This window comes from Tolypothrix sp. PCC 7601, assembly GCF_025677855.1.
Lineage (GTDB): Bacteria > Cyanobacteriota > Cyanobacteriia > Cyanobacteriales > Nostocaceae > Aulosira > Aulosira diplosiphon.
The window spans coordinates 4,947,811-4,962,681 of sequence record NZ_CP064879.1 but is presented as its reverse complement, the minus strand read 5'-3'; the positions used below and the strand labels follow the sequence as shown (position 1 = coordinate 4,962,681).

Genomic DNA, 14,871 nt, shown 5'->3' with positions numbered 1-14,871 from the left:
TCTAAAATTGAGGAACTAGAGAAGGGCGAGACTGAGAATTAATAGAGTCAGCAATTAGTGCTTGTACAAAAAAATCAATAACAGACAGACTTTGACGACGACAGGTTTGAACCACCGTCAACAAATTGGCAGTATGTTGAAACCGCTCCATCGAACGGGAACCACCACTAACTTTACGTTTTGTCACAGCCAAACGCAGCGATCGCTCGGCTTGATTGTTATCAGGAGGAACTTCAGGGTTGTCAAGGAAATACCACCATTGGGAGGCTTTATCGCGCAAGGAACGTAAAAGGTTTCCTGCTGTAGCTCCGGCTAAGTTAATCCAGTCATCAAGTGTTTGTTGCAATTTAGATTTGAATTGATTGACCCAATCGTTATAACTGGCGCAGTCAAGAGTCTCAAACCATTGGGCATAATTTCCAAAAGCTTCATCAATTAAATCCACAAATGCTTCACCAATAGCTTGGTTGTGAAGACCTGGAAGTTGAATTAGTTTTTTGAAGTGACGGCGTAGATGAGCCAAACATTTCTGCTGCTCAGGCACCGCATAGCCATTGTAAACACTAAAATCATCGCTGCTGATTACCCCTGTATATTTAGCCCCTAAAATGGCTTCTAGTTCTGCTCTGGAACGAGTGTCAGCAGCAGTAAACAGGCAAAACTCAGAATTGGCAACTACCCACAACCATTCTTTAACTCCCTTGACAGACCAAGGTGTTTCATCCACATGAATGTTAGGTTGTGTCTGTTTTACCCAATTACTTAACTCAGTAATGCTTGGTTGAATCGCTGTTTGAATTCGTTCATTTGTGGTGACTAAAGTTCCCAGCCCAATTTCAATTTGACCTAACTCCCACAACATTTCTTGCTGTTTTTCATAGGGCATATGTGCATAATTATTTGCCCATCCTAAAAATGCCTGTAAAGAAATCCCTAAATCCTGTCCTGGGATGATATCTTGTGACCAGGAGGCTGTTTGTATATTGCCACAGTACTCACACTGGCACGTATGGCGTTGATACTCAACTATTTCAATGGGACGCTCCACTAGTTGCGCTACAGACTGTTTTTCTACTTTTACTGCCACAGCCGCAAACGCTTTTTGACCACAACAGACACAATCACTTGGACGTAAGATTTCACAACGATCTACTCTACCAAAACCCTTACGGGTCTTACCTTGATGCCCTGGTTGCCCACCTGGCTTTCTTTTGGGATGATTTGATTCTTCTTGCGGTGCTGCTTTTTTGTTTTCACTCTTTTTGAGGATGTCCCCTGATGGCGGCTTAGATGAGGTTTTGCTGTCTAAATCTCTGCTGACTTTTAAACGTTCTATTTCTTGCTGTAGTTCTAATACTGTTTTCTGTAATTCACCTATTACCTTGCTCTGCTCAATGATTATCTCTACCAGTTCTTGTTTCGATAACTGGTTCAAGCTTTCCCGGTCTAAATCTTGAGGCAGGTTTTGGTTCATATCTGTGATACTCCTCCTCAAGCGATCCCTTTGTCAATACTCTGCCACCTGAATCCTTACGCATATAATAAATCTGAACTCCGATCCAAAAGTAATGTAATTTTTATTTAATCAAGCCAAATGCATAAAGACAAGCTTCAATAATTCGGCACGAGTAAAAGGTTTAGTAAGATAACCAGAAGCCCCTACCAAATTTGCCTTGACTTTATCTACCAATCCTTTATTACCTGTAACAAATATAACAGGAACATGCTTAAACATAGAGTTATTCCGTATAATTCGGCACAACTCATAGCCATCAATACCTGCCATATTTAAATCTAGTAAGATTAAATCTGGTTTATGCCTAATAATTGACATGACAGCTTTGAGTGGGTCTTCAATAGTCACTACAGCAAAGTTTTCATCCTCTAAAAAACGACTAATTTCTCTGAGGATCGTGGGGCTATCATCTACAGAAATAATTTTGTAAACCTTTTTAGCGGTTGCAGTAGCAGTGGTTACTCTTTCAGGAGCTAAATTTATGTTATTTGGTAGTGTTAATTCCTGATGGTTTTCTAAAGAAGGAGAAGAAATATATGATAATTCCTCAAGAGGCTCTATATTCTCTACAGGGATATTTGGGGAGGCTTTAGCAGAAGTATTATTGACTTCTACGACTTTATTAACTAATCCCGATTCCGATGGTTCTGTTATATATTGAGTAGGAGATGAGCTGGGGCTAAATGTCTTAGGTAATTTATCAAATGGCGGATCGGCTTCATGTAATATAATTCCACCATTAACAATGTAGTGATATAAGTGTTGAGCCAGTTGGATTTCATCTTGGTTCATAATCACAGCAAGATGACGCAGGCTAAAACCCTTCATCCAGTAAGTTAAATTAGGTTGCAGATCTACAAATATTGGGTTTTGAATTGATTTGTTAATAAACAGGTAAGGACGCTGATAGGGAGAAGAAATATGAGGAGCAAAAGATTGCCAACGCTCTAATCTTGTTTGGCAACGTTCGATAATCTTTTCTACGTCAAGCCTGCAAATTTTCGGTACATGAGGCGGTAAATCACTTAATTCATAGTTTCCCATTTTGATTAACAGCAGAGATTCAATCACTTCTTTGACTAATTCTTGAATCAGTACTGCTGCTTGTGTGGAATGTAAGTGTCCCTGATTGACAAGCCAGACAATTGCTTGATAATCAGGTGGTTCGTTATCTGAATTACTCTGGTGTTGCATCAGTTGATTTGGTGAGTCAACTTCAAACATCAGACGTAATTGCACGCGAGTTTCGCTAGTAAGTAAGGGAATTTGATGGCTGAGACGACGTAAATGACGTTCTAGTCGATCGAAGGGTTCAACTGAGTGGGTAGCGTAGGTTATTTTCCCCTGTTCCAGGTAAATCGACCAAGTTACAGAGTTGCTAAATGCTCGTAAATAGGTACTGTCAGAACTTTTAGATAACTGACTTAACAAACTTTGGGGACGTAGTTTGGTGAATGAGCCAGAGAGATTCATACTTTTCGAGGTTTCCGGAAAATCAACGTGAATCAAAGTAAATTTGAAATAACAACAATGAATATGGTTTCTTAGCTTTAATTTTTCTCTTGAAACAAATTATTGCTAAGAAATATCTACATCCCTGACTGACCTTAAAAACCACAGTATAACTTGTTTGTTAAATTTTGTACCCTGAGAACAGCCTAGTATTTTTACGGTGCTTTGGCCTCACAGTTGACATATTGAACTGAGGATAATTCTGATAATGATGATGATTGCGATTCCTACGGATTTATTCTTTTCATATAAAACTACTGCTTTCTACACAAAAGCTTTAAACTTTTTTGTGGGAAAATGCTGGTATTTATTGTATTGTGAGTTTACGAGAATTATGAAGTTCACTAAATGGCTTAATGCGATTAAAGTAAACTATATGTAAAGTCTTCTGGACTCAATTGCCTATCAATTAAGGGTTTCTTGAATATGTAGATAATTGAGTAGGAAGAATCTCATTAATAATTATTAAGAGATATGCAAATAAAATCCTCAGGAATGTAGTTTTTTTTACCTAAAAACTATATACTGAGAGCTAATAAGGAAAAAATACTTTGAATTATAACATAACACACAAAGTTATGCATGATACATTAAGACTTGATGAAGTAGTAGAATTTGCGGAAAATCCTGAACCTCGATGCCCTTGTGTGCTCTTGCTAGACACATCTGGTTCGATGCAAGGAGATCCCATAGAAGCTTTAAATCAAGGCTTGCTGAGTTTAAAAGATGAATTGGTCAAAAATTCTTTAGCAGCTAGAAGAGTAGAAGTAGCTATAGTCACCTTTGATAGTACTGTGAACGTAGTACAAGACTTTGTGACTGCCGATCAATTTAACCCACCAATCCTGACAGCACAAGGATTGACCACTATGGGTTCAGGGATTCATAAAGCCTTGGACATGATTCAAGAGCGCAAATCTCAATATCGTGCTAATGGTATCGCCTACTACCGTCCTTGGGTGTTTATGATTACTGATGGTGAACCACAAGGAGAGTTAGATCAAGTCGTAGAACAAGCAAGTAAACGCTTGCAAGGCGACGAAGCCAATAAAAAAGTAGCATTTTTTACTGTAGGGGTAGAAAATGCTAACATGACACGTTTGAATCAGATAGCTGTACGTACTCCTTTAAAACTCAAGGGATTGAATTTTATTGAGATGTTTGTCTGGTTATCAGCCAGTATGTCAGCTGTGTCCCACTCACAACTTGATGAACAAGTAGCACTACCACCAATAGGTTGGGGTACTGTTTAATAAATATTGCAGCTTGATACTAACACAGCTAGCTGTTGCAAAAAATCTATGAATATGTCAAAACAGATACCTCAATGGCAGGTAGTAGCTGCATCAGTATGTGGTACTAGCCATTTAAAAAACAAACAGCTGTGTCAGGATGCTCACCACTGGCAATTATTATCGGATAATGTGTTAGTGGCAGCAGCAGCAGATGGTGCAGGTTCAGCCATCCAAGGCAAAGTCGGAGCGATGATTGCTGTAGAAACAGCTATAGAAAACATAGCTATCAAAGAAATCACTCGCGATGCTTTAGCGGATGATGGAGTCGTGCGATCGCTGTTGACAGACGCGATGTTAGCCGCTAAAAAAGCGGTAGAAGACGAAGCGGCCGCATGTAATAATCAGCTTCAGGATTTAGCAACTACCTTAATTGTGATGGTCGCCACGCCAGAAGTGGTAGCGGTGGCCCAGATTGGTGACGGCTTGGCAGTAGCCAAAGATAGTACAGGGAATCTACTGGCATTAACTATGCCCGACAGTGGTGAATATATTAACGAAACCACTTTTTTGACTTCGCCAGGAGCCTTAGAAACAGCACAAATGAAATTATGGCGTGAATCCATAGTTAATGTCAGCGTGCTCACCGATGGGCTACAAATGCTGGCTTTAAATATGGTGGTTGGCGAACCGCACAAACCATTCTTCTTTCCGTTATTCGACTTTGTCGCGAATACTCAGGATAAGACGGTGGCTAAAGAACAGTTAGTCAAGTTTTTAGGATCTGAACGGATTACACAGCGCACTGACGATGACTTAACACTCATCATCGCGGCACTCAGCAAACCGTAAACCCAGATCCGCCAGATGATTCAGCATTTTTAAGTAACCCCCGTTAACCGTAACTCTATCATGCAGGTACTACGTTGTCTTCCTAAACAGGAAATTCTGAATCTTAACGTCAGTCTAGGGCGTGGTGGTGAAGCTTGTATCTATGCAGTACCATCCCAAAGCAACTTAGTGGCTAAGGTTTATCACAAACCCACAGCCGCACACGCTTACAAACTCCAAGCAATGCTGGTTAATCCGCCAGAAAACCCCACAGCTAATTTAGGGCATATCTCTATTGCTTGGCCACAGGATGTATTACGCGCAGTAGATGGCAGCGATCGCATTGTTGGCTTTTTAATGCCGCGGATTCGTGGGATGCGTCCGATTATTGACTTTTACAATCCCAGAACCCGCCGCCAACACTGCCCATTATTCAACTACCAGTACCTGCTACGTACAGCAAGAAATCTGGCGGCAGCTTTTGCGGCTTTACATAGTAGCGGATATTGCATTGGTGATGTCAATGAGTCCAATATCCTGGTAAGTGACACAGCGCTGGTGACATTAGTCGATACAGACTCCTTCCAGGTACTCGATCCCGATACTCATGCTGTTTACCGATGCCCTGTAGGTAAACCAGAATTTACCCCACCAGAACTGCAAAACAAGATTTTCTCACAGCACGATCGCGAAGTTACTCACGATTTGTTTGGGTTAGGAGTACTGATCTTTCAACTGTTGATGGAAGGTACCCACCCATTTTCTGGTATTTTCCAAGGTGCTGGCGAACCACCCGCATACGAATCACGTATTGCTTCTGGTCATTTTACTTACAGTCAAAAGCGGAAAGTTCCTTACCTAGCTACTCCCATAGCACCAGCTTGGGATATTTTGCACCCCACCTTACAAGAACTGTTTTTACGTTGTTTTGAGGATGGACATAACGACCCACATGTCCGTCCCAGCGCCCAAACCTGGATGCTAGCCATAGCGGAAGCTGAAGAAAGCCTGATTACTTGTAGCGTTAATCCTCAGCATAGCTATAACGAACATCTACATTCATGTCCTTGGTGCGAACGTACTAAACGCTTAGGTGGACGCGATCCCTTCCCGTCACATCGCGCGATCGCTGCCAAAGAACACCTCAAACCTCGTATACCAGCTAGAAATCGCTACAATCAGCCGACCCAAAGGCCGCAACCTGTAGCCCCCTTAACAACACATCAATGGCAAGCCACATATAACAAAAAAGCTACTTTCCCCAATATCCTCAAAAATCGCAAATGGTACCCAGTAGGGTTGTGCGTACTCGGTTTTGGTTTATTAGGGTATTTAGATGTCATGGTGAAATTAACTAGCCCAGTTGTTTCCCAAAATGCTTATACCCAGCAAACTTTTCAGCCTAATCAGACAATCAAAAACAAAAACCTCAGCTTTGATGATTACTATAAACAGGGTCATGCAGCTTATAAAGTGCGAGACTATGGGCGGGCGATTGAGAACTTTAACCAAGCTTTAGAAAAAGAACCTAACAACGCCAAGGCTCATGTTAACCGAGGTAACGCCCGCTATAACATGAAAGACTATGAAGGCGCACTCAGCGACTACACCGCAGCTTTGCAACTCAACCCCAGAGAACTCAAAGCATTTGTAAATCGGGGTAATGTGCGCTATATGCTAGCTGACTATAGCAACGATCCCGATCGCGAATATACCTTAGCGATCGCTGACTTTAATAATGCGCTGCGTCTTAATAGTAAGGAAGTAGAAGCCTACATCAGACGAGGTGTTGTCCGCGCCCAAGTTGCTAAATATAGTGGCGACTCGCAACAAGATTATCAGCAAGCCATCAATGATTTTACCAAAGCCATTGATATCAATCCCTCACAACCAGAAGCTTTCTTCCAACGGGGTATTGTCCATTCGCAGATTGCTCAATATAGCAACGATTATGCGCGCGAGTACAATAAAGCGATCGTGGACTTTAACCAAGCGTTAAGCATCAACCCTAAACAGGGGAAAGTCTACCTCAAGCGAGGTATGATTCACTACGAGCTGTCACAATATGGTAGCCAAAATTCAGAGGTAAATCGGATGAAAGCAATTGATGATTTACAAACCTCTGCCAAAGTCTCTCTAGAACAAGAAGATATGGACAACTACCAACAAGCACTCAGTAGCCTCTGTATTGTTGTAGAAAATAAATGTGATGCTTTATTCCAAAGTAGCAATGTTTTGGATTCAGCAGAAACAAAGTAAATAGGGGCGCTTAGGCTAGAGTTGAGTTTGCTCGTTCATAGCGGGTGGTAAGCCGCCCGTAGATATGCTTATAAAAACTGTGGTGGAGTCAGTTAATTGCTAACCCCCACTAGGAAGCTACGCGTAGCATTTTCGTGAGAAAAAGCGGCGCGTTGCAGAATTTTTTTGTCTAGATATTGGAAATTCCTGACTGCTAGATACGTGCAGTATCTTCTTTGAGCAGGGATAATTGGTGTGTGGCACTGGCTACAAACTCACAATTATTTGAGCAAAGAATTGATGACAACTGCCAATAATTTATTTTTTTCTTAAAAAAGTAAATTCTATCACTATTCAATTAATACTCAATTATTAATAAGTATGAGAAAATCATCCATAAAATCGGGTTTAGCGATTGCTAAATCCGATTTATTTTTTGGGTTATATTGCTCACCTATGAAGTAATTAATTTTCATATTTTCTCCGTATTCATAAAGCTTTTATATAACAAAGATTTTTATTTACCTTGTCTTTACAGAAAAGCGCAAAAATCTAGTTAGATTATTTACGGAGAAAGATAAATGGTAAATAGATTTTTCTCTATTCCAGGTGCAATCGCTTCATTAGCAACGAAAAAGTTAATTATTAAACTACCTGCAAATCTTGAGGAAATTGCATGAAAGCAGTGATTTTGGCTGGTGGTCTGGGTACACGCTTAAGTGAAGAAACAAGTATCAGACCTAAGCCGATGGTGGAAATTGGTGGTAAACCAATTTTGTGGCACATCATGAAGATTTACTCTGCCCACGGCATTAATGATTTTATTATTTGTTGTGGATATAAAGGTTATGTGATTAAGGAGTACTTTGCTAATTACTTCTTGCACATGTCAGATGTCACCTTTGATATGCGTTTTAATCAGATGAATGTGCATTCTGGATATGCTGAACCCTGGCGTGTGACCTTGGTAAATACAGGGGATAACACTATGACAGGTGGACGCTTAAAGCAAGTCAGAGAACATTTGGGTAACGATACTTTTTGCTTTACCTATGGTGATGGTGTTTGTGATGTAAATATTACAGAACTAATTAAGCTGCATAAAGCACAAAATACCTTAGCCACACTCACAGCAGTACAACCTGCGGGACGTTTTGGCGCAATTTCTTTGGGACAAGAACAAACTAAAATTACTAGTTTTCGTGAAAAACCTGAAGGTGATGGTGCTTGGATTAATGGCGGTTATTTTGTTTTAGAACCCCAAGTAATCGACTTCATTGCTGATGACAGTACAGTTTGGGAAAAAGAACCATTAGAAAAATTAGCAGATATGGAACAGTTATCTGCTTACAAACATAATGGTTTCTGGCAACCAATGGACACATTACGTGATAAGAATTATCTCGAAGACTTGTGGAAGAGTGGTCAAGCACCTTGGAAAGTATGGTAGTAGAATATTTAAGAGTTGCGTAATGAATCAATTTTGGACTTTGGATTTTAGATTTATTGCCAGTCTCTTGCTGATTGTCAGTAGACTATAAATCTAGTTAATTGAAAATAGTTAAAAATTAGATTTTCCATATAAAATCCAAAATTTAAAATCTAAAATTCGCTAAACTCTTAAATTGGTTGTTTTTAAAGGTGCGATAATACTAATGTACGACTTTGCAATTATTGGTGGGGGAATCGTTGGACTTTCTACAGGGATGGCTTTAGGCAAACGCTATCCCAATGCCAGAATTTTAGTATTAGAAAAAGAAAGCAAATGGGCATTTCACCAAACAGGTAATAATAGCGGTGTAATTCACTCAGGAATTTACTATAAGCCTGGAAGTTATAAAGCTAAATTTTGCCGTGACGGTGCTAATTCAATGGTGGAATTCTGCCGAGAATATGGCATTGCTCATGAGATTTGTGGCAAAGTAATTGTGGCAACTTCAGATGCAGAAATACCACGCCTAGAAAATCTCTATACACGCGGCTTAGAAAATGGCATTCAAGTCCAAAGAATTAGTCCCGAAGAAGTTAGAGAAATTGAACCCCATGTCAGTTGTGTAGCTGGCATTAAAGTATTCTCTACAGGTATTGCTAATTACAAGCAAGTTAGCGAGAAATACGCTGAGTTAATTCAACAGCAAGGAGGTGATTTACGCCTCAACACCAAAGTAGAGAAGATTAGGCCTAGTGGGAAAAATCAGGTACTAGAAACCAACAACGGTAGTTTTGAAACTCGGTTTGTAATTAATTGCGCCGGATTGCATAGCGATCGCGTGGCTAAATTAGGTAATGTGGAACCACAAGCGAAAATCGTACCCTTCCGGGGAGAATATTACGAACTCACCCCCGAAAAACGCTACCTGGTGAAAACTCTGATTTACCCAGTACCTAATCCAGATTTTCCCTTCTTGGGTGTCCACTTTACCCGCATGATTGATGGTAGCGTTCATGCAGGCCCCAATGCCGTATTGAGCCTGAAACGCGAAGGTTATCACAAAACCGACTTTGACTTGCGAGATTTTGCTGAGGTAATGACTTATCCTGGTTTCTGGAAATTAGCCGCAAAACATGCTGATGAAGGGATTCAAGAAATTATCCGTTCCTTTAGCAAAGCCGCCTTTGTGAAGAGTTTGCAACAACTCATTCCCGAAGTGCAAGCCCAAGATTTAGTTCCTACCCATGCAGGAGTTCGCGCTCAAGCATTGATGAATGACGGTAAGCTAGTGGATGACTTCTTGATTATCCCAGGGCAAAACTCTATTCATGTTTGCAATGCGCCTTCACCAGCCGCTACTTCTTCTCTAGAAATTGGCAAAGCAATAGTGGCGCAAGTTCCTGAACCTTCACATCTAGCCGCATCGGTTATTTAACCCATCAAGGGTATCTGATATTTTGCAGCATTCTCAATAGGCATAGGGTGGGCAGTGCCCACCCTATCCACATTTCTTATTTTCGCAACATCTCTCTCTAAATTGCCTTTCTCTGAGTCTTCCTTGCTGCTGTAGTTATTGATTTCCAACTTCACCTGTGTGCTGATAGCATCCCATTTTCAATTCCCAACATCAGCTAACAAATATTTAGGTGAAAGTTATGAAAGTTATAAGAGTATGTGAGAAATGACCAGGATGGACTAAACGCAATTCTGGCAGGTAAATGGCAAGAAATTCATCCGCTATGGAATCAAATGCCGAGAATTTATGATTATTCATCCTGGAACGAAAGTCCTTTTGCTGAAGATATTTATAACGAGCTATTGCATCGTCCCTACATTATTCACTGTACAAATTATCCTAAACCTTGGTGTGCGGGATTGCGAGTGGAATGTAAACATCCTAAAAAGCATTTATTTTTTCAATATTTAGACATGACAGCTTGGTCAGGATGGCGAGATACATTTGGGAGACGCTTGGGTAGAAAATTTATGAAATTGGCCCGCATCAATACCTCAAAACTCTGAACTAATTTGAAGAAATAGGCAAAATTCAAGAAGATTTTTGTGCCTATTTAGTAATGACAAACACAAGCAAATAATCAATACAAAGGCTTCACAATAATGAAAGTATTAGTCACTGGAACAGAAGGTTATCTTGGTTCTTTATTACCTCCTCTGTTAATGGAACGAGGACATGAAGTTTTAGGAGTAGATACAGGTTTCTATAAAGCTGGCTGGCTATTCAACGGTACTGATGTGACAGCCAAAACCTTAAATAAAGATATCCGCAACATTACACTTAAAGACCTACAAGGTGTTGATGCAATAGTTCACATGGCGGAACTATCTAACGATCCCACTGGACAACTATCGCCTACCATCACCTACGACATCAATCATCACGGTTCAGTGCGCCTAGCTAAGTTAGCTAAAGAAGCGGGTATACGTCGCTTTGTATATATGTCTTCTTGTAGCGTTTACGGTGTAGCTACTGAGGGAGATGTCACAGAAGAATCTCCTGTGAATCCCCAAACAGCCTATGCAGAATGTAAAACTTTGGTAGAACGAGATGTCATGCAACTAGCTGATGATGATTTCTCTCCTACCTTTATGCGAAATGCTACAGCTTTTGGCGCTTCACCAAGAATGCGGTTTGATATTGTTTTAAACAACCTAGCTGGCTTGGCATGGACTAGCAAAGAAATCAAAATGACTAGCGATGGTACACCTTGGCGGCCGTTAGTTCATGCGCTAGATATCTGCAAAGCAATTGTTTGTGCCTTGGAAGCACCTCGTGATATTGTACACAGACAAATCTTTAACGTTGGGGATACTGCAAACAACTATCGAGTTAGAGAAATTGCAGAAATCATTGCAGATGTCTTTACAGGCTGTCAATTGTCTTTTGGCGATAACGGTGCAGACAACCGCAGCTACCGGGTATCTTTTGAGAAAATCAACACCATGCTACCCGGATTTAAGTGTGATTGGAATGCTCAATTAGGTGCCGAACAGCTATTTAAATTGTTCAGTCAAATAGATATGACTGAAGATACTTTCCTGTTCAGAGGATTTACAAGATTAAAGCAGCTAGAGTATCTAATTCGCACCCAACAAATTGACAAAGACTTTTTCTGGCAAAAAAATTAGTACCTCTGTGCGAAATTCATAATTTCAGCAGATATACACCTTAAACTGACTTATTTACAATATCCCCGACTTTTTGCATAAGTCGGGGATATGAGCAAAAATCAAAAACCTTCGCTACTAGGTTTTTGATTATCTTTGGCATGACATGAAATAACCTAATGTTTAGAGTTCTAAATTATATCTAAAAAAGGGAAATTTTCCGGAAATATCCTATCTATAGAGAATTATCTCTTACAAGAATTTATTTTTCTAATTAATGAGCTTTTAAAGAAGCCAATGAATAAATTACTAACAATTGCTATTCCTACTTATAATCGAGCGGAATTACTAGATAAACAGTTAGGTTGGTTAGCTGAAGCTATTCAAGGTTTTGAATCTGATTGTGAGATTTTAGTTTCTGATAATTGCTCTACAGATAAAACTCCAGAGGTGGTAAAAAAGTGGCAAGCTACACTCAGCCATATCACTTTTAACTCTCACCGCAATGCTGAAAATTTAGGCGTAATGAAAAATATTCTTTACTGCCTCAATGCTGCTACAACTAAATATGTTTGGACAATTGGCGATGACGATCCGATTCAAAACCAAGCTATTGCTTATGTCATCAACAAAATCAAGCAGCATGAAGATTTATCATTATTATTTCTCAACTTCTCTGGACGCAATAAAATTACTAATGAAGCAGTTCATCCACCAACAATAGTAGGTAATCGTTGGTTTGATGCTGATAGTGAAGATGGTAGTGGTGATGGTAAGGCAATATTTGAACATTGCTTTGCTAAAAGCGTTGGTGCAGTCATATTTCTCACAGCTACAATCTATCGCGCTGATTTAGTGAAAGCCGCTCTAAAACACTGGCCAAATGCTGCAAGCAATTGGATTTGTTTAGCATATTTAGCAGGTTATTGTGCCGCTAATGGCAGTGTGATTGTCACCAAAGAGACTTTTTTGGAATGTATTGTTGGTGTGAGTTATTGGCAGAAAGAGCCAAGGTCTGCACTGTTAATGCAATACAAACATATACCTGAAGTAATTTTAAAACTGGAAGAGAGCGGATATTCTAAACAATTTTGTAAAAGAATGCTTTTGCAAAATGGTAAGGAAGCAAATTTAAGAGTATTTTTCGGTGCTTTAAGAAGATGGCCTGTATCTGCTGTGAAAACAGTTGTTCCTTTTATAGCCTTGATAGGATTAGCCATGTTTGATGTCATAGCTATTAAAGAAGCGAGTATGGCAGAAACAGCAGAAATATGTACTCAACAAGTTCAAAAAAAAAGAGAATTAAACCTCTGAATTAATCTGAAATCAACAAGGATTATTATCATGTTGCAAACTATTAAACGTAAAGTATCTGCGCTGTATTCTGACTTAGCTTGTGCCTTAGCTAGATGGAAACATAGGAAAAACCTACCATCATTGCCAGAATGCGATCGCGCTATTCTTAAGGCTCTGAAAAAGGATGGAGTATATGCTACAACCCTATCTGATTTAGGGTTCGATTCTACTTCCGAATTACTCCAGGCTGCTGCTCATCAATTATCCCAGATGGAAAAAGCCAATAACAACGAGCTAGACGAAATGTGGCCCCAGATTTATACAGTTACAGACATTCCTGCAATCTCTGCTTGGGCTACAGACAAACGGCTACTCAACATTATTGAAAATTACATCGGTCTTCCTGTTAAATTTCATGGTGTGCATTTACGCAAAGATTTTCCTAGCAACCATCAATTTGGCACATTGCTTTGGCACAGCGATGCGGAAGATAGACGGATTATCAAAATCTTTCTTTCTCTGAAAGACGTAGATGAAAAAACAGGGCCTTTTGAATATATTCCCCGTTCTTTAACTTCTTTATTCAGGTGGCAATACTATTGGCTGTACTACAAGCTTTGGCAGTCAAGTTATATGGGGATTGATGATGAAATTGTCAAAAAAGCCATTCCTCAATCAGCTTGGAAATCTTGTAAAGGGCCAGCAGGTACAGTCATTTTTGCTGATACCAAAAATGTTTTACATCATGGGACTGTACGTACAGAAGAACGAGTAACATTATTTTTCTGCTATACAGCTAATCCTCCCGAAAGACCAGACCTATGTACTCAATATTGGGATGATACATATCCCAGGATAGAGTTAAATTCTGCACTAGAAACCGTTTAAGTAACCAACTAATTGTCACTAATTAGCTAGTTATTTACTCCTAAATAAAAATTAATTCTGAGGTAAATTATGATTTTCATCAAAACTTCACTGAAAGACGCATTTATTGTTGAATTAGAAAAAAAGCAAGATCACCGTGGTTTCTTCGCTCGTTCTTTTTGCGCGCAAGAGTTTGTTACCCACGGCTTAAAATCTATAGTTGCTCAATGTAACGTGTCTTATAACTACAAAAAGGGGACATTGCGCGGGATGCATTATCAACTAGCGCCAGCAGCCGAAACTAAATTAATTCGCTGTACCAAAGGCGCTATCTATGACGTAATTATTGATATGCGTCCTGACTCTCCCACCTTTTTATCTCATATTGGTGTGGAACTTACTGCCGATAATCACCGCGCTTTATATGTACCAGAACTGTTTGCCCACGGCTATCAAGCGCTGACAGATGATGCTGAGGTGGTCTATCAAGTTGGTGAATTTTACACACCAGGTTATGAGCGTGGTTTACGTTATGATGACCCATTCTTTAACATTGAATGGCCTTTAGAAGTCACAGAAATTTCTGATAAAGATTTAAATTGGCCTTTATTAAGCATGATGCCCGTTGGTGGTGCAGAAATAGAGGCTAAAGTCTAGTAGTCTGCTGACCCAAAAATGTTAGGTGGAGATTGGGTAAAGGTGAAAGGGAAAAGGGTAAGGGACAAAAACCTTTCCCCTTTACCCTTTCCCCAGCCAGTTACCTTGGCTTACTACTCAAGGTTAGGGAAAAAGGGAAAGAGGAAGAGATTTTTAACAATTAT

12 protein-coding genes are annotated in these 14,871 nt (G+C 39.8%); 10 read left to right on the top strand and 2 right to left on the bottom strand.

What is annotated here, in order from left to right; all coding sequences use genetic code 11:
• Position 1: 1 nt before the first annotated feature.
• Positions 2–1,474 (bottom strand): IS66 family transposase, encoded by a 1,473-nt coding sequence (tnpC, locus tag HG267_RS20335; RefSeq protein ID WP_045868690.1) that lies wholly within the window; start codon positions 1,472–1,474, stop codon positions 2–4.
• Positions 1,475–1,585: 111 nt separating this feature from the next.
• Positions 1,586–2,989, bottom strand: coding sequence for a response regulator (locus HG267_RS20330; RefSeq protein WP_045873398.1), 1,404 nt, complete (start codon positions 2,987–2,989; stop codon positions 1,586–1,588).
• Between the two features lie 617 nt (positions 2,990–3,606).
• Here HG267_RS20330 and HG267_RS20325 point away from each other — a divergent pair.
• The 10 genes from HG267_RS20325 to rfbC all read left to right on the top strand — a co-directional run bounded on the left by HG267_RS20325 (position 3,607) and on the right by rfbC (position 14,707).
• Positions 3,607–4,281, top strand: a complete 675-nt coding sequence (locus HG267_RS20325) for a vWA domain-containing protein (RefSeq protein ID WP_045873399.1) — start codon at positions 3,607–3,609, stop codon at positions 4,279–4,281.
• Between the two features lie 48 nt (positions 4,282–4,329).
• A complete protein-coding gene (locus HG267_RS20320; protein ID WP_045873400.1) occupies positions 4,330–5,112 on the top strand; it encodes a PP2C family serine/threonine-protein phosphatase in 783 nt (260 codons plus the stop codon).
• 60 nt (positions 5,113–5,172) lie between these two features.
• Positions 5,173–7,350: a tetratricopeptide repeat protein gene (locus HG267_RS20315; protein ID WP_045873401.1), complete on the top strand. Its 2,178-nt coding sequence runs from the start codon at positions 5,173–5,175 to the stop codon at positions 7,348–7,350.
• A 655-nt stretch (positions 7,351–8,005) separates the two neighbouring features.
• Entirely contained in the window at positions 8,006–8,779 is a 774-nt protein-coding gene (gene rfbF / locus HG267_RS20310; RefSeq protein WP_045873402.1) for a glucose-1-phosphate cytidylyltransferase, read from the top strand.
• Between the two features lie 205 nt (positions 8,780–8,984).
• Positions 8,985–10,196 carry an L-2-hydroxyglutarate oxidase gene (gene lhgO, locus HG267_RS20305; protein ID WP_045873403.1) on the top strand — a complete coding sequence of 404 codons (1,212 nt, stop codon included), beginning with the start codon at positions 8,985–8,987 and terminating at the stop codon, positions 10,194–10,196.
• Between the two features lie 239 nt (positions 10,197–10,435).
• The gene (locus HG267_RS20300; protein WP_228045596.1) at positions 10,436–10,783 is read left to right on the top strand and encodes a glycosyltransferase; all 348 of its coding nucleotides are present in this window, start codon (positions 10,436–10,438) and stop codon (positions 10,781–10,783) included.
• Between the two features lie 96 nt (positions 10,784–10,879).
• Positions 10,880–11,908: an NAD-dependent epimerase/dehydratase family protein gene (locus tag HG267_RS20295; RefSeq protein WP_045873404.1), complete on the top strand. Its 1,029-nt coding sequence runs from the start codon at positions 10,880–10,882 to the stop codon at positions 11,906–11,908.
• Between the two features lie 276 nt (positions 11,909–12,184).
• Positions 12,185–13,201: a glycosyltransferase family 2 protein gene (locus tag HG267_RS20290; RefSeq protein WP_045873405.1), complete on the top strand. Its 1,017-nt coding sequence runs from the start codon at positions 12,185–12,187 to the stop codon at positions 13,199–13,201.
• A 30-nt stretch (positions 13,202–13,231) separates the two neighbouring features.
• A complete protein-coding gene (locus HG267_RS20285; protein WP_045873406.1) occupies positions 13,232–14,071 on the top strand; it encodes a hypothetical protein in 840 nt (279 codons plus the stop codon).
• A gap of 69 nt (positions 14,072–14,140) precedes the next feature.
• Positions 14,141–14,707 carry a dTDP-4-dehydrorhamnose 3,5-epimerase gene (gene rfbC / locus HG267_RS20280; protein WP_045873407.1) on the top strand — a complete coding sequence of 189 codons (567 nt, stop codon included), beginning with the start codon at positions 14,141–14,143 and terminating at the stop codon, positions 14,705–14,707.
• The last annotated feature ends 164 nt before the right edge of the window (positions 14,708–14,871 follow it).